The 15,036-nt window shown below is 56.9% G+C and carries 12 protein-coding genes and 1 other RNA gene; 8 read left to right on the top strand and 5 right to left on the bottom strand.

The window, feature by feature from the left end:
• The first annotated feature begins 29 nt into the window (after window positions 1–29).
• The 5 genes from IAE48_RS00750 (at window position 30) to selO (ending at window position 4,406) form a co-directional block, all read left to right on the top strand.
• The gene (locus IAE48_RS00750; protein WP_094420087.1) at window positions 30–581 is read left to right on the top strand and encodes a glutathione peroxidase; all 552 of its coding nucleotides are present in this window, start codon (window positions 30–32) and stop codon (window positions 579–581) included.
• On the top strand, window positions 581–1,330 hold the full coding sequence (gene btuD, locus IAE48_RS00745; protein ID WP_042715842.1) for a vitamin B12 ABC transporter ATP-binding protein BtuD: 750 nt from the start codon (window positions 581–583) through the stop codon (window positions 1,328–1,330). The genes IAE48_RS00750 and btuD overlap by 1 nt, the downstream gene beginning before the upstream one ends.
• Window positions 1,331–1,408: 78 nt before the next feature.
• Window positions 1,409–1,873, top strand: a complete 465-nt coding sequence (locus IAE48_RS00740) for a C40 family peptidase (RefSeq protein ID WP_042715841.1) — start codon at window positions 1,409–1,411, stop codon at window positions 1,871–1,873.
• Window positions 1,874–2,187: 314 nt separating this feature from the next.
• Window positions 2,188–2,901 carry an EAL domain-containing protein gene (locus IAE48_RS00735; RefSeq protein ID WP_094420086.1) on the top strand — a complete coding sequence of 238 codons (714 nt, stop codon included), beginning with the start codon at window positions 2,188–2,190 and terminating at the stop codon, window positions 2,899–2,901.
• A 62-nt stretch (window positions 2,902–2,963) separates the two neighbouring features.
• Window positions 2,964–4,406, top strand: a complete 1,443-nt coding sequence (gene selO / locus IAE48_RS00730) for a protein adenylyltransferase SelO (protein WP_200133133.1) — start codon at window positions 2,964–2,966, stop codon at window positions 4,404–4,406.
• A gap of 1 nt (window position 4,407) precedes the next feature.
• On the opposite strand, the gene hemP is transcribed toward selO, so the two are convergent.
• The 3 genes from hemP to IAE48_RS00715 all read right to left on the bottom strand — a co-directional run bounded on the left by hemP (window position 4,408) and on the right by IAE48_RS00715 (window position 6,763).
• Entirely contained in the window at window positions 4,408–4,587 is a 180-nt protein-coding gene (gene hemP, locus IAE48_RS00725) for a hemin uptake protein HemP (RefSeq protein ID WP_124968482.1), read from the bottom strand.
• Between the two features lie 144 nt (window positions 4,588–4,731).
• Window positions 4,732–5,778, bottom strand: a complete 1,047-nt coding sequence (gene aroH / locus IAE48_RS00720; protein WP_076769756.1) for a 3-deoxy-7-phosphoheptulonate synthase AroH — start codon at window positions 5,776–5,778, stop codon at window positions 4,732–4,734.
• A gap of 151 nt (window positions 5,779–5,929) precedes the next feature.
• The gene (locus tag IAE48_RS00715) at window positions 5,930–6,763 is read right to left on the bottom strand and encodes a pyruvate, water dikinase regulatory protein (RefSeq protein WP_042718155.1); all 834 of its coding nucleotides are present in this window, start codon (window positions 6,761–6,763) and stop codon (window positions 5,930–5,932) included.
• A gap of 331 nt (window positions 6,764–7,094) precedes the next feature.
• Here IAE48_RS00715 and ppsA point away from each other — a divergent pair, with 331 nt between their 5' ends.
• The 3 genes from ppsA (at window position 7,095) to IAE48_RS00700 (ending at window position 13,468) form a co-directional block, all read left to right on the top strand.
• Window positions 7,095–9,473 carry a phosphoenolpyruvate synthase gene (ppsA, locus tag IAE48_RS00710; RefSeq protein WP_139964866.1) on the top strand — a complete coding sequence of 793 codons (2,379 nt, stop codon included), beginning with the start codon at window positions 7,095–7,097 and terminating at the stop codon, window positions 9,471–9,473.
• Window positions 9,474–9,689: 216 nt separating this feature from the next.
• The gene (locus IAE48_RS00705; RefSeq protein WP_094420031.1) at window positions 9,690–11,099 is read left to right on the top strand and encodes an MFS transporter; all 1,410 of its coding nucleotides are present in this window, start codon (window positions 9,690–9,692) and stop codon (window positions 11,097–11,099) included.
• A complete protein-coding gene (locus IAE48_RS00700; protein ID WP_200133132.1) occupies window positions 11,096–13,468 on the top strand; it encodes a glycoside hydrolase family 3 N-terminal domain-containing protein in 2,373 nt (790 codons plus the stop codon). The genes IAE48_RS00705 and IAE48_RS00700 overlap by 4 nt, the downstream gene beginning before the upstream one ends.
• A 64-nt stretch (window positions 13,469–13,532) precedes the next feature.
• Here IAE48_RS00700 and rprA read toward each other — a convergent pair.
• Together rprA and ydiK are read right to left on the bottom strand one after the other, a co-directional pair.
• Window positions 13,533–13,640, bottom strand: an RNA gene (gene rprA, locus IAE48_RS00695) — antisense sRNA RprA.
• Window positions 13,641–13,828: 188 nt separating this feature from the next.
• Window positions 13,829–14,944, bottom strand: coding sequence for an AI-2E family transporter YdiK (gene ydiK, locus IAE48_RS00690; RefSeq protein WP_200133131.1), 1,116 nt, complete (start codon window positions 14,942–14,944; stop codon window positions 13,829–13,831).
• Window positions 14,945–15,036: the final 92 nt, after the last annotated feature.

The raw sequence follows: 15,036 nt of genomic DNA, 5'->3' as shown, positions 1-15,036 counted from the left end.
GCAACCATCACATTCATTAAGGGGATGTTATGCAACAGAATATTCTGGATACCGAAGTTACCACTATTGATGGCGAAAAGATCTCGCTCAGCGCCTGGCGCGGCAAGGTGCTTTTAGTGGTTAACGTCGCGTCAAAATGTGGCCTGACGCCGCAGTACGAGCAGCTGGAAAACCTGCAGAAAGCGTGGGAAGGGGAAGGCTTTAGCGTGCTGGGCTTCCCGTGCAACCAGTTTCTTGGCCAGGAGCCGGGCTCGGAAGAGGAGATCAAAACCTTCTGTAGCACCACCTATGGCGTCACCTTTCCGCTGTTCAGCAAGATCGACGTCAATGGCGACGCGCGTCATCCTCTGTATGAAAAATTGATTGCTGCCGCACCAACAGCGCTTGCCCCGGCAGACAGCGAATTTTATGAGCGCATGGTCAGCAAAGGCCGCGCACCGCAGGCACCGGGCGATATTTTGTGGAACTTCGAAAAATTCCTGATTGGCCGCGACGGCCAGGTGATTCAGCGTTTTTCACCCGATATGACGCCGGAGGATCCGCTGCTGGTCAACGCCATTAAGCAGGCCGTCTCGAAGTAATGTCGATGCTGATGCAGCTGCAGCAGGTTGCTGAGCCAGGCAGGCTGGCACCGATAAGCGTGTCGCTGCCCCCCGGGCAGATCGTGCATCTTGTCGGGCCGAACGGGGCAGGGAAGAGCACGTTGCTCGCACGTATCGCCGGGCTTTCCGGCGGGCCGGGTAAGATAACTTTTGGCGGCCAACCCCTTGAGCAGTGGTCGGCGACGGCGCTGGCACGGCATCGCGCCTACCTGGCCCAACAGCAGAGTGCACCGTTTGCCATACCCGTGTGGCACTACCTGTCGCTGCATCAGCCTGATAAAAGCCAGCACGCCCTGCTGACCCATATTGCCGGTCAGCTTGGCCTGCAGGATAAGCTGGCGCGGGCAACCAACCAGCTCTCCGGCGGCGAATGGCAGCGGGTGCGGCTGGCGGCGGTGATTTTGCAGATCCATCCGCAGGGCAACGATCGCGGGCAGCTGTTGCTGCTCGATGAACCGATGAACAGCCTTGATGTGGCACAACAGGCGGCGCTGGATGGGGTAATTGGCGAGCTGGTCAGCGCTGGTATTTCGGTAGTGATGAGCAGCCACGATCTGAATCATACCCTGCGACAGGCCCACCAGGTATGGCTATTGCGTGAGGGAGAGTTGCTGGTAAGCGGCACCAAAGCGGAGGTAATGACACCTGCGCATCTGGCTGACGCCTACGGCATGGCTTTCCAGCAGGTTGAGGTGGAAGGCCACCGAATGCTGATCCCGACCGTGTGACGCAATGGAGACTTGCCACGACTCGCGCTCCCACTGTAGATTAATCCGATAAAAAGAGATAACGAGGCGTATTGCAGAATGCGTATCTGGTTTTTACTGGCGGCAGCGCTTTTCCTTGCAGGATGTAGTTCTCATCGCGCCCCCCCGCCTAACCCACGGCTGTCGGACTCGATTACGGTGATCGCCAACCTGAACGATCAACTGAGCGAATGGCGCGGCACGCCCTATCGCTATGGCGGAATGGCGCGTTCAGGCGTCGACTGCTCGGGCTTTGTGATGATGACCTTCCGCGACAAATTCGCGCTGCAGTTGCCGCGTGAAACGCGTCAACAGGCGAAGCTTGGCACCGAGATAGATAAAGAGGATCTGCTGCCAGGCGATCTGGTGTTTTTCAAAACCGGCTCTGGCGAGAGCGGGCTTCACGTCGGCATCTACGACACTGATAACGCCTTTATTCACGCCTCAACCAGCCGGGGCGTGATGCGCTCTTCGCTGGATAATGTCTACTGGCGCAAAAATTTCTGGCAGGCGCGACGTATCTGACGCGGCATCGACAGACAGAGAAAAAAGGGAGCGCGCGTAATGCAGGCCTCCCTTTTTTTGTTTGCGGCAGCGGAACATTTTCATATAAACCAGGACGTTTCCACTAATTCATTTTTTAAAGTTTAATTATGCTTGTTCGCAACTCACCGCCAGGGGGCAAGAGAATGCGGGAGCCAACGAATAACAACGGAGGGGAGGGTAGAAAAATAGAACGGGAAAAAAATGAAGCCAATCTCATTAAAATCAGTAAATATGGAATATTGTCAAACAGCTTTGTTGAAGCCGGATTTCACCCATAATGCGGGGCTGGCAAAATGATAGTTTCACTCGATTACAGCTATCGCTCTGAGCTTTTATTACTCCCGGCAAGAAACGGTAACGGAGTGCTTCAGGGTGTCGAAATTATCGTTAACTTTGTTGGAAAGGACAGCACCGTCCGCGCCCCGACAGAGCTGGTTTTGCCGCGCCTGACGAATGCAGAAAAAGTGACGCTGTTTACTGAGCAACTGGCGCTAATTGAAGCCTGCCAGCTCTTTTTAATTCAGCATCACCTTACCGCCTGGATTAATATTTCTCCGGAAATAACCGAGCAATTACTGACGGATGACACGCTGGCGGCGCAGGTAAGAAAATTCCCGTGCCTTGAATTAGCCATCAATGAGAATTATCCAGATCTCAATAGCGGAAAAGAGAACAAAACTCTGTCTCTTTTGGCGAAACAATATCCGCTGGTGCTGTGGAATTTTGGCGTTGGCGCTGCGTCAACCAGAGCGGTATTTGACGGGTTGTTTAAACGGGTCATGCTGGATAAAAACTTTATTCACCAACGTTTATCTACGCTTGCCTTCGAACCCTTTATGCGCGCCATCATTTCGCAGGTTGAACCCTATTGCGATGCGGTGATGATTGCCGGCATTGATGATGAGCCGTCGCTGAAGCGCGCAAGGGCGTTTCAGTTCAGCGCCATGCAAGGCGCACTCTGGCCTGCGGTTACCGCCGCGCAGCTGACGTCACTGATCCATCCATAGCCCTTGTGTTGCCCGGTGTTTAAACACCGCGTTAGGCACTACACTAAAAGGCTGGAGGATCTATGACCCTGACTTTTACTACTCGCTGGCGTGATGAACTGCCAGATTACTACACCGCGTTAATGCCCACTCCGCTCAGCAACGCACGCCTTATCTGGCGTAATGCTCCGCTGGCTGAAACCCTCGGCATACCCGAGGCGCTCTTTCACCCTGAATCCGGCGCTGGCGTCTGGGGCGGCGAAACGTTGCTGCCCGGCATGTCGCCGCTGGCGCAGGTCTATAGCGGGCATCAGTTCGGTGTCTGGGCCGGGCAACTGGGCGACGGGCGCGGCATTCTGCTCGGCGAACAGCAGCTGGCGGATGGCTCAACCCGCGACTGGCACCTGAAAGGTGCCGGGCTGACGCCATACTCGCGCATGGGCGATGGCCGCGCGGTGCTGCGTTCGACCATTCGTGAAAGCCTTGCCTCAGAAGCGATGCACTATCTCGGCATTCCCACCACTCGTGCGTTAAGCATTGTCACCAGCGACACGCCGGTGATGCGCGAGACCCGCGAGCAGGGGGCGATGCTGATGCGCATCGCGGAAAGCCATGTCCGTTTCGGCCATTTCGAACACTTCTACTATCGTCGTCAGCCTGAGAAAGTACGCGAGCTGGCCGATTTTGTCATTCGCCATCACTGGCCGCATCTGCAGGAGGAGCCTGACCACTACGTCGCCTGGTTCCGCGATGTGGTCCGGCGTACTGCCGTGATGATTGCCCGCTGGCAGGCGGTCGGTTTTGCCCACGGCGTGATGAACACCGACAATATGTCGATCCTCGGTTTGACGATGGATTACGGGCCGTATGGTTTTCTCGACGACTACAACCCGGCGTTTATCTGCAACCACTCTGACTACCAGGGGCGCTACAGTTTTGAAAACCAGCCGGTGGTGGCGCAGTGGAATCTGCAACGCCTGGCGCAGTCCCTCTCGCCGTTTATTGCCGTCGATGCCCTGAATGGGGCGCTGGATGAGTATCAGACCGCGCTGCTGACGGAGTATGGCAGCCTGATGCGCAGCAAGCTCGGCCTGTTTGTGCCGCAAGAGGGGGATAACGAGATCCTCAACACGCTGTTTGCGTTGATGGCGCGGGAAGGGAGTGACTACACGCGGACCTTCCGCATGTTAAGCCATACCGAGCAGCAGAGTGCGGACTCGCCGCTGCGCGATGAGTTTATCGATCGCGGTGCGTTTGATAACTGGTTCGCCACCTATCGCCAGCGCCTCCAGCAGGAGGGGATTGACGATGCGCAACGGCAGCAGCAGATGCAGAGCGTTAACCCGGCGGTGGTGTTGCGCAACTGGCTGGCGCAGCGCGCCATCGATGCGGCGGAGCAGGGCGACATGGCAGAGCTGGAAAGGCTGCATGAGATCCTGCGCCAGCCCTTTAGCGATCGCAGCGATGATTATGCCCGCCGTCCGCCGGACTGGGGCAAACGGCTGGAAGTAAGCTGCTCGAGCTAGTTTATTTGGTGAGGATCAGCTTGCCGGCGTGGGTTTCGCGCAGCAAATAGCGCTGCCCGTTATGCTCAATCACAACACGGCGCTGTTCGCCGAGCAGCGCCTGGCTGGTGATATGCCGATCGTCGGCCTGAATCTGATCCGGTTTTTCGTGCGGGCTGGTGGGCGTGGCGGGGCTATCCATAGGCAAAGTCGCGCTTAACGGTAAATCAACAATGAGAATTATTATCGATAAACAGCGCGGTGAGGCAAGTGCGTTTCAGGGAGATCGCGCCGATCCCCCTAAAATCTGTAGGTAACCTCTGCCTGGTTCGCAGATGAGCCTGGATCAACCGCGCGTGGCGACGGCGGCGGCCAGTTTTTCCAGCAGCAGCACGCTGTCATCCCAGCCAAGGCACGGATCGGTGATCGACTGACCATAGATCAGCGGCTGCCCGGCAACGATTTTTTGCGTTCCCTCTTTCAGGAAACTCTCCGCCATCACACCGGCAATGGCCGTTGAACCATTGCGAATTTGCGCACAGATCTCATCACACACCTCAAGCTGGCGGCGATGCTGTTTCTGACAGTTGCCATGGCTGAAGTCGACCACCAGTTGCTCCGGCAGATCAAACTCGCGCAGCGTGTCGCAGGCATTGGCGATATCCTGCGGGTAAAAGTTTGGCTGCTTACCGCCGCGCATAATGATATGGCCCCACGGGTTCCCGCTGGTCTGGTAGACGGTCATCTGACCATCTTTGTCCGGTGACAGGAACATATGGCTGGCGCGAGAGGCGCGGATCGCATCCACGGCAATACGGGTATTGCCATCGGTGCCGTTCTTAAAGCCCACCGGGCAGGAGAGCGCCGAGGCCATTTCGCGGTGGATCTGGCTTTCGGTGGTGCGCGCGCCGATGGCGCCCCAGCTAATCAGATCGGCGATAAACTGGCCGGTCACCATATCAAGGAACTCGGTGGCGGTCGGCACACCCAGTTCGTTGACCTGCAACAGCAGCCTGCGCGCCAGTTCGATACCGTGATTCACGCGATAGCTGCCGTTCAAATCGGGATCGGAGATCAACCCCTTCCAGCCGACCACCGTGCGCGGTTTTTCAAAATAGGTGCGCATCACAATCTCTAACTGCGCCTCGTGCTGCGTGCGCAGAGCTTGCAGGCGGCGGGCATACTCCATCGCCGCATCCAGATCGTGAATAGAGCAGGGGCCGATAACCACCAGCAGGCGGCGATCTTCACCGTTAAGGATTTTTTCTATACGTCTCCGTGAGGCCGTCACATGGGCGGCGACCTCCGGGCTGACAGGATAGCGCTGTGCCAGCGCCGCAGGCGTCACCAGGCTATCAATACGCGCGGTGCGAAGTTCATCTGTTTTGTTCATTAACGATCTCGAAATTAGGGGCTTCAGCGGCAAAAGTGCCGGAAGTGATGCGCTCACCATAAACCAATCGCGGCTGAAAACAAGCCTGCTACGGGGCGCAACACATCAGTGGGAAGGATGATAGCGCAGAATGCATTCATGTACTAGCTTATTAGTACATGCGGCGGCTTAATCCCATCATATCGAGCATCTTGGTGGCAATCTCCTCAACGGAGTAGTTGGTGCTGTTAAGGCAGGGGATTTGATGGCGGCGGTAAAGCGCTTCCACTTCGGCCACTTCCATACGGCACTGGCGTAACGACGCATAGCGGCTGTTCTCGCGGCGCTCTTCGCGGATGGCGGCAAGGCGCTCAGGATTAATGGTCAGACCAAAGAGTTTATGCTGCAACGGCTTCAGCGCGGCAGGCAGGCCGAGGTTATCCATATCATCCGCAATAAAGGGGTAGTTCGCGGCGCGAATACCGAACTGCATCGCCAGATAGAGGCTGGTGGGTGTTTTACCGCAGCGGGAGACGCCGAGCAAAATCACCTGTGCCTGGTCGAGGTTGCGCAACGAAATACCATCATCGTGCGCCAGTGTGTAATCAATGGCGGCGATACGCGCGTCATACTTGGTCAAATTTCCCGGCGTCAGGCCATGGGTACGATGGGCAATCGGCGTCGGATCGAGTTTTAATTCCTGCTGCAGCGGCGCCACCAGCGCCTGCACGATATCCTGACAGAACCCCTCGCATTGCAAAATAATGGCGCGGATTTCCGGCAACACAATCGAGTAGAAGACCAGCGGGCGATTGCCGGTCTGCTGATAGAGCGCATCTATCTGCTCCTTGACCGCGCGGGCGCGGCTCTCGGTTTCCACGAAGGGCAGGGTGATACTGCTGACGGCAACCGGAAATTGCGACATCACCGCATGGCCTAATACTTCAGCGGTGATAGCGGTTCCATCGGAAATATAAAACACGTGACGATCGACTGCGTTGTCCATTAATCCCATCCTGAGTGTGATGCGCAATTATCTGAAAGCTTAAATTAAAAAGCCTGCCACTGCGTATAACCTTTATCTCATTTTAAAATGAAATACCGTTTTTATTTTTAATGAACTGTACGGTTCATTTTTTAACACCGGGAAGTACGCGAATCGCCGGGGTATTGAGAATTAACCTGGTCACCATTAATTGATGGGTATCTGTCCGAAAAACCGCTAAGGCTAATTGCTTACACGATTCACCGTTTTTTCAACGCAATTTATTATGCCAGGATAAAAAACGCTGTAAGACGTTATGTACCCCTTCATATATCACAAAAGGATTGTCTCGATGTCCAACAATGGCTCGTCACCGCTGGTGCTTTGGTATGACCAACTCGGCATGAATGATGTAGACAGAGTTGGAGGCAAAAATGCCTCCCTGGGTGAAATGATTACTAATCTTTCCGGTATGGGCGTCTCCGTACCGAATGGATTTGCGACCACCGCCGACGCGTTTAATCAGTTCCTCGAACAGAGCGGTTTAAATCAGCGTATTTATGAACTGCTTGATAAAACCGACATCGACGACGTCTCCGAACTGGCGAAAGCCGGGACGCAGATCCGCCAGTGGATTGTGGATACCCCGTTCCCGCCCGCGCTGGAACAGGCGGTACATGAAGCGTACGCCCAACTTTCGGCAGATGACGCAGAGGCCTCGTTTGCCGTGCGCTCCTCCGCCACCGCAGAAGATATGCCGGACGCCTCGTTTGCCGGTCAGCAGGAAACCTTCCTCAATGTGCAGGGCTATGACGCCGTGCTGGTGGCGATTAAGCATGTCTTCGCTTCCCTCTTTAATGATCGCGCCATCTCCTATCGCGTGCATCAGGGTTACGACCACCGTGGCGTGGCGCTCTCGGCGGGCGTGCAGCGCATGGTGCGCTCCGATCTCGCCTCTTCGGGTGTGATGTTCTCCATTGATACCGAATCCGGTTTCGACCAGGTGGTGTTTATCACCTCTGCGTTTGGGCTGGGTGAAATGGTGGTGCAGGGCGCGGTCAACCCGGATGAGTTCTACGTGCATAAGCCGACGCTCGCCAATGATCGCCCGGCGATTGTGCGCCGCACCATGGGTTCGAAAAAAATCCGCATGGTCTATGCGCCGAATCAGGAGCATGGCAAGCAGGTGCAGATTGAAGATGTGCCGCAGGCCGAGCGCGATCGCTTTTCCCTGACCGATGAGGAGGTGCAGGCGCTGGCGAAACAGGCGGTGCAGATTGAAAAACATTATGGCCGGCCGATGGATATCGAGTGGGCGAAAGATGGCCACACTGGCAAGCTCTTTATCGTGCAGGCGCGTCCGGAAACCGTGCGCTCGCGCGGCCAGGTGATGGAGCGCTACACTCTGCATGCGCAGGGCAAGATCATCGCCGAGGGGCGCGCCATCGGCCACCGCATCGGCGCGGGCACGGTGAAAGTGATCCACGATATCAGCGAGATGAACCTGATCGAGCCTGGCGATGTGCTGGTCACCGACATGACCGACCCGGACTGGGAGCCGATCATGAAAAAAGCGGCGGCGATCGTCACCAACCGCGGCGGGCGCACCTGCCATGCGGCGATTATCGCCCGTGAGCTGGGTATTCCGGCGGTGGTCGGCTGCGGCGATGCCACCGATCGCATCAAAACCGGCGAAAAAGTGACGGTCTCTTGTGCTGAAGGCGACACCGGCTATGTCTATGCTGAACTGCTCGATTTCAGCGTGAAAAGCTCAAGCGTCGACACCATGCCGGATCTGCCGCTGAAGATCATGATGAACGTCGGCAACCCGGATCGCGCCTTTGACTTCGCCTGTTTGCCAAACGAAGGCGTCGGGCTGGCGCGTCTCGAATTTATCATCAACCGCATGATCGGCGTGCACCCGCGCGCGCTGCTGGAGTTTGACGACCAGGAGCCGAAGCTGCAAAACGAAATCCGCGAAATGATGAAGGGTTTCGATTCGCCGGTTGAGTTCTATATCGGTCGCCTGACGGAGGGGATCGCGACGCTCGGCGCAGCCTTCTGGCCGAAGCGCGTTATCGTGCGCCTTTCCGATTTCAAATCTAACGAATACGCTAACCTGGTGGGCGGTGAGCGCTACGAGCCGGAAGAGGAGAACCCGATGCTCGGCTTCCGTGGCGCGGGCCGTTATGTGGCAGATAGCTTCCGCGACTGCTTTGCGCTGGAGTGTGAAGCGGTAAAACGCGTGCGCAACGAGATGGGGCTAACCAACGTCGAGATCATGATCCCGTTTGTGCGCACCGTTGACCAGGCGAAAGCGGTGGTGGATGAGCTGGCGCGCCAGGGGCTGAAGCGCGGCGAGAACGGGCTGAAGATCATTATGATGTGCGAAATTCCGTCGAACGCGCTGCTGGCAGAGCAGTTCCTCGAGCACTTTGACGGCTTCTCCATCGGCTCAAACGACATGACCCAGCTGGCACTCGGCCTGGATCGCGACTCCGGTGTGGTGTCGGAGCTGTTTGATGAGCGTAACGAGGCGGTGAAAGCGCTGCTGTCGATGGCCATCCGCGCGGCGAAAAAGCAGGGCAAATATGTCGGCATCTGCGGCCAGGGGCCGTCCGACCATGAGGATTTTGCCGCGTGGTTAATGGATGAGGGCATCGACAGTTTGTCGCTCAATCCGGATACGGTGGTGCAAACCTGGCTCAGCCTCGCCGAACTGAAAAAATAACGGCGAAAACAAAATCCCCGGCACAATGTCGGGGATTTTTTTATTTCAGCCGCGAATATGTGGCCGATCACAATAACTAAAAAACGTAAAAAGCCTGGCAATTATTGCAATTGTTCCGATGCTGCCTTCTTCTAATACTTGAGCCTGTAGTGAGCGGTGCGATAAGAAATAACGCACCAGGATGAAATAATTTTTCACCTCACAAGGCTAATAACAATGACAATTTCCTCTGTCCTGCGTACGAAAGACAAAATAGGCTATGGCCTCGGCGATATGGCAAGCGCCCTGGTGTGGCAAACGGCGACGCTATTTCTCGCCTATTTCTATACCGATGTTTTTGGTTTACCCGCCGCCATTATGGGCACTATGTTTTTAGTCGTTCGCGTTATTGATGCGTTTGTCGATCCCTGTATCGGCGCGCTGGTGGATCGCACGCAAACACGTCATGGTCGTTTTCGCCCGTGGCTGCTCTGGTTTGCTATTCCCTTCGGCGTCAGCTGCGTTATCACCTTCTATGTACCGGAGGCGGGCGCCACGGCGAAAATTATTTATGCCTGCGTCACTTACGCCATTCTCAGCTTTATCTACTCCGCGATTAACGTGCCTTACTGCGCCATGCCCGGCGCGCTGACCATGGATCCGCACGAGCGCCACTCGCTGCAATCCTGGCGCTTTGGCCTGTCGTTTATCGGCGGGCTGATTGTTACCGTTATCGCCCTGCCGCTGGTGGCGCACCTCGGCGATGGTAACGTGCAGAAGGGTTACTTCTACGCCATGAGCATGATGGGCGTATTAGGGATTGTGCTCTTCTTTAGCTGTTTCTTTATGACCCGCGAACGCTTTACGCCGCGTAATGACACTTCCGGCTCGATGATAGGCGATCTCAAGCTGCTGGCAGCAAATAGCCAATGGCGCATTGTTTTCCTGTTTAATATTTTGCTGTTGACCGCCGTCGTGACCCGCGGTTCAGCCACCATGTATTACGTCAAATATGTGTTACTGCGCCCGGAAATGGTCTTCACCTTTATTGTCTCCGGCATGCTGGCTTCACTCACCGGCGCACTATTATCGGCACGTCTACTCGGTAAATTCGATCGCGTGCGCGCTTACCAGTGGACGATTATTACTTTCGTTATCTTTGCCGCGCTGATCTTTATCATTCCGCCATCGCAGGTGTGGCTTATTTTCACCCTCAATATTGTCTTCAGCTTTATTCAGAACCTGACCACGCCGCTGCAATGGACGATGTTCTCCGACGTGGTGGATTATGAAGAGCACCGCAGCGGACGCCGCCTCGACGGGCTGGTCTTCTCCACCGCGCTCTTCGCCATTAAATTTGGTCTTGCCCTCGGTGGCGCAGTGGTGGGCTGGGTGCTCGGTGCGGTTGACTATATTCCGAACCAGGCTCAGCAGAGCGCAACCGTGCTTACCACCATCAATGCGCTGTTTACCCTGATTCCCTGCCTGTTATTTATCTGCATGGTGCTGCTGCTGACCCGTTACAAACTCAACAGCAGCGTCGCCGACAGCATCGCACAAGAGCTTCTGCAAAAACGCGGTGGCAGTAATGAAGCCGCCGACGCGCAAACCACCCCGGATCTCAGTAACACAGGAGTGACCCGATGACCGCAATTTACAAAGACGCAAACCGCCCCGTCGCCGAGCGCGTGGCCGATCTTCTTGCCCGCATGACGCCAGAGGAGAAGTTCGCCCAGATGCACGGGCTGTGGCTGGTGCTCTCAGAGGAGGGCGACCACCGCGAGCGGACCGATTTAAGCGATGAATTTGCCGGAGTAAGCGCGCAGGAGGCGCTGGCGGAGCGGCTGAAACTCGGCGTCGGGCAAATTACCCGCCCGCTGGGCACCCATATTGTCGAGGCGAAACAGGGTGTACGTGCCGCCAACCGGCTGCAAAAAACGCTGATGGAGGAGACGCGCCTCGGCATTCCGGCGCTGTTCCATGAGGAGTGTCTGGTGGGGCTGCTCTGTAAAGATGCCACGCTGTTTCCCTCCTCACTCAACTACGGCTCGACGTGGGATCCGGCACTGATTAAACGCGCCGCGCAACACATTGGTGATGAAGCGCGCTCGACCGGCTGTAAACAGGGGCTGGCGCCGGTGCTGGATGTCTCGCGCGATGTACGCTGGGGGCGCACGGAGGAGACTTTTGGCGAAGATCCATGGCTGGTCGGCGTGATGGCCTGCGCCTACGTCGAGGGGTTGCAGGGCGAGAAGGGCGATATGCTGGCGACGCTCAAGCACTATGTCGGCCACTCATTCAGTGAAGGGGCGCGCAACCACGCGCCGGTGCATCTCGGTTTTTGCGAGCTTAACGACACCTTCCTGCTGCCCTTTGAGATGGCGGTGAAGTGCGCCAATGCCGGATCGGTGATGCCCGCCTATCACGATATCGATAACCAGCCGGGCCACAGCGATCATTTCCTGCTCACTACCGTATTGCGCGAACAGTGGGGCTTTGAGGGGATTATTGTTGCCGATTATGGCGGCGTCAGCCTGCTGCACCAGCATCACGGCGTCACTCACGATGCCGCCGAGTCGGCGGCGCTGGCCTTTAACGCCGGGCTTGATGTTGAGTTGCCAAAAGATGACTGCGCGCGCCATCTGGCGCAGGCGGTGGAACGCGGTCTGATCTCGATGGAAAAAGTGGATGAGATTGTCGCGCGGCTGCTGTCAGTGAAGTTCCGTCTCGGCCTGTTTGAACACCCCTACAGCGACGAACAGAAGATTGTTCTGCAAGCGGAGGAGACACGGCAAGTGGCACGCGAGGTGGCGACCCGCTCGCTGACGCTGCTGGAGAATAACGGCGTGCTCCCCCTGAGCGGCGCGCCGAAGGTGGCGGTTATCGGCCCGACCGCGGACGATCCGCTGGCTTTGTTGAGCGGTTATAGCTTCCCGGTGCATCTGATTATTAGCGATATGCTGGAGGAGACGTCGCAGGTCACCACACCGCTTGCCGCCCTGCGCCAGACCCTTGGCGAGGCGCAGGTTCGTTACGCCAAGGGCTGCCATATCATTGAAAAACGGATGGCGGGCGCGCCGGTCTTTCCGGGCGATGCCTCAGGAAAACCGATGCAGGCGTCGCCGGTCTCAAAGGATATAAGCCTGATTCCTGACGCGGTACGCGCGGCGCAAGAGAGTGAGGTAGTGATTGCCTGCGTGGGCGATCTCGCTGGCCTGTTTCAGAGTGGCACGGTCGGTGAGGGCTCTGACACCGACAGCCTGACGCTGCCCGGCGTCCAGCAGCAGTTGCTGGAGGCGCTGGTAGAAACCGGCAAGCCGGTGGTAGTAGTGATGACCGGCGGGCGTCCGTACAACCTGCAGGGGCTGGAAACGCGCGTCGCTGCCCTGCTGATGGCATGGGCACCGGGTCAGGAGGGCGGATGGGCAATTGCCGATGTGCTCACCGGGCGCGCGGAGCCGCAGGGCAGGCTGGTGGTGAGCGTGCCGAAAAGCGCGGGCGCCATGCCCTATTACTACAACCATAAATTGAAGAGCGGCGGGACGCCTTTCGCCTTCCACTTTGGCTCTCGCTACCCCTTCGGCTATGGCCAGAGCTGGACGCAGTTTGCCTACGGCGAGCCTGAGCTGGCGACCAGTCAGGTCGATATTGACGGCGAGATCACGCTGCGCGTGAAGATAACAAATGTCGGCGAACGCAGCGGCAGCGACGTGGTGCAGCTCTATGCGCGCGATAACGTCGCCTCGATGGTGCGACCGGTGCAGGAGTTAAAAGCGTTTCAGCGCGTGGCGTTAAGCCCCGGTGAGACGGCGACGCTCACCTTCACGCTACCGGTTGATATGCTCAACTTCACCCGCCGGGACGGAAAGCGCATTGTCGAGCCTGGCGAGTTTGAGTTGCAGATTGGCGCCTCATCGGCAGACATTCGCGGGCGCGCAACCGTGACGGTAACCGGGCAGACAAAAGTGTTGCCGCAGCGATGGCGAATGATGAGTAATTGTGAAGTAAGTCGCTAATTTCAGACGAAACCCGCTATGCAAAGCGGGTTTCTTTTTTATCAGCGCTATCAATAAAAAAAGGATAAAAAAAAGCCCATCGTGGGAGATGGGCAAAGACTACACACAGCAATTCGTTGTTTCACTCAGGGGATTTCCATGCTTATAAATCAAGGTGTTGATTTATAACCGTGCTCTTATAGTAGGCATGCGGAATTTTTGCGTCGATCAGATTCGTCTCATTAGTTAAACGCAGGTAAAGAATATATGCTGCAAAAGAGGCGATATACCGGAGATTATACAGGATGGGTGATATAGCGGTGTTAAAATGATAAGCAATGCTTAATGATTATTAAGGCGGGCTACCCCGCCTTAACGGTATCAGGCAGGGTTGTCTAAATCGTCGACTTGCGCCAGCGCGTCGTCTGAGGGCGTCTTCGGTGCCGGGACTTCGTTAACCCAGGCGGAGAAGAGACGCCAGGAGACCGCCAGCAGCACCGGGCCGATAAACAGGCCAATCATGCCAAAGGCTACCAGGCCGCCGATAACGCCGGAGAGGATCAGGATCAGCGGAAGATCGGCCCCGAGGCGAATCAGCACCGGGCGGATAAAGTTATCAAGCGTTGCCACCACTGCGCTCCATACCAGCAGCACCGTTCCCCACGTCGAATCACCGCTCCAGTAGAGCCAGATAATTGCCGGTACCAGTACCAGCAGCGGACCGATCTGAATCAGGCAGGTCATCAACATCAGCACCGTAAAGAGGGTGGCGTAAGGCACACCGGAGACAGCAAGCCCGATACCGCCCAGCACCGCCTGCACCAGCGCCGTCACCACCACGCCGAGCGCGACGGCACGGATCGCCTGGCCTGCCAGCAGCACCGCAGCATCGCCGCGCTCGGCCGCCAGCCTGAAAGCGAAGTGGCGAATACCCTCTGCCACCTGCTCACCGCGCCAGTAAAGCAGGGCGCTGAACAGCAGCATCAGGCCGCAGTGCAGCATCAGGCGACCAATATGCGCGGCCTGGCCGACAAACCACGTTGTTGTGGTCCCGACGTAGGGGCGCAGCTTCGCCATAATCGCGCTACCGCCCATATCGAGCAGGCTGTGCCAGGCGGCGTAGAGCTTGCTGCCCACCAGCGGAATGCTGTTCAGCCATGCCAGATCCGGCGGTGAGGAGACGCCGCTGGTCACGGCGTGGATCACCGTGCCGCTGGAGTCGACAAGGCTATTGACCAGCAGGGCGACCGGGATAATAAACAGCAGGATCAGCAGCAGCATCATCGCCAGCACCGCCAGCGAGCGGCGGCCGAAGAGTAATCGCTGCAGGCGCAGCAGCAAAGGCCAGGTGGCGATCACCACGGTTCCCGCCCAGGCGAAGCCGAGCACAAACGGCTGCACCACCCACAGGCAGGCAATGATCATCAGGGCTAAAAACAGTACCGACAGCATTAATTGCGGCACATCCCTGGAGTGACGACTATCAACTTTATCCATTATTCACCTTTCCAGTACTGAAGGGGCGGTGCGGCAGGCAAGCACCCATTATTATGCGAAGCGATATGCGCTGGTTTGCACCGCCTGATTCT

Source organism: Kosakonia sp. S57 (assembly GCF_016516575.1).
Lineage (GTDB): Bacteria > Pseudomonadota > Gammaproteobacteria > Enterobacterales > Enterobacteriaceae > Kosakonia > Kosakonia cowanii.
The sequence above is the reverse complement of the archived record's forward strand: the minus strand, read 5'-3'. Positions and strand labels throughout refer to the sequence as shown.

Coding starts and splice junctions, on each gene's coding strand:
- aroH (WP_076769756.1), bottom strand. CDS start 5,778: ATGAACAAAACAGATGAACTTCGCACCGCGCGTATTGATAGCCTGGTG.
- ppsA (WP_139964866.1), top strand. CDS start 7,095: ATGTCCAACAATGGCTCGTCACCGCTGGTGCTTTGGTATGACCAACTC.
- IAE48_RS00715 (WP_042718155.1), bottom strand. CDS start 6,763: ATGGACAACGCAGTCGATCGTCACGTGTTTTATATTTCCGATGGAACC.
- IAE48_RS00735 (WP_094420086.1), top strand. CDS start 2,188: ATGATAGTTTCACTCGATTACAGCTATCGCTCTGAGCTTTTATTACTC.
- IAE48_RS00750 (WP_094420087.1), top strand. CDS start 30: ATGCAACAGAATATTCTGGATACCGAAGTTACCACTATTGATGGCGAA.
- IAE48_RS00705 (WP_094420031.1), top strand. CDS start 9,690: ATGACAATTTCCTCTGTCCTGCGTACGAAAGACAAAATAGGCTATGGC.
- ydiK (WP_200133131.1), bottom strand. CDS start 14,944: ATGGATAAAGTTGATAGTCGTCACTCCAGGGATGTGCCGCAATTAATG.
- IAE48_RS00740 (WP_042715841.1), top strand. CDS start 1,409: ATGCGTATCTGGTTTTTACTGGCGGCAGCGCTTTTCCTTGCAGGATGT.
- hemP (WP_124968482.1), bottom strand. CDS start 4,587: ATGGATAGCCCCGCCACGCCCACCAGCCCGCACGAAAAACCGGATCAG.
- IAE48_RS00700 (WP_200133132.1), top strand. CDS start 11,096: ATGACCGCAATTTACAAAGACGCAAACCGCCCCGTCGCCGAGCGCGTG.
- btuD (WP_042715842.1), top strand. CDS start 581: ATGTCGATGCTGATGCAGCTGCAGCAGGTTGCTGAGCCAGGCAGGCTG.
- selO (WP_200133133.1), top strand. CDS start 2,964: ATGACCCTGACTTTTACTACTCGCTGGCGTGATGAACTGCCAGATTAC.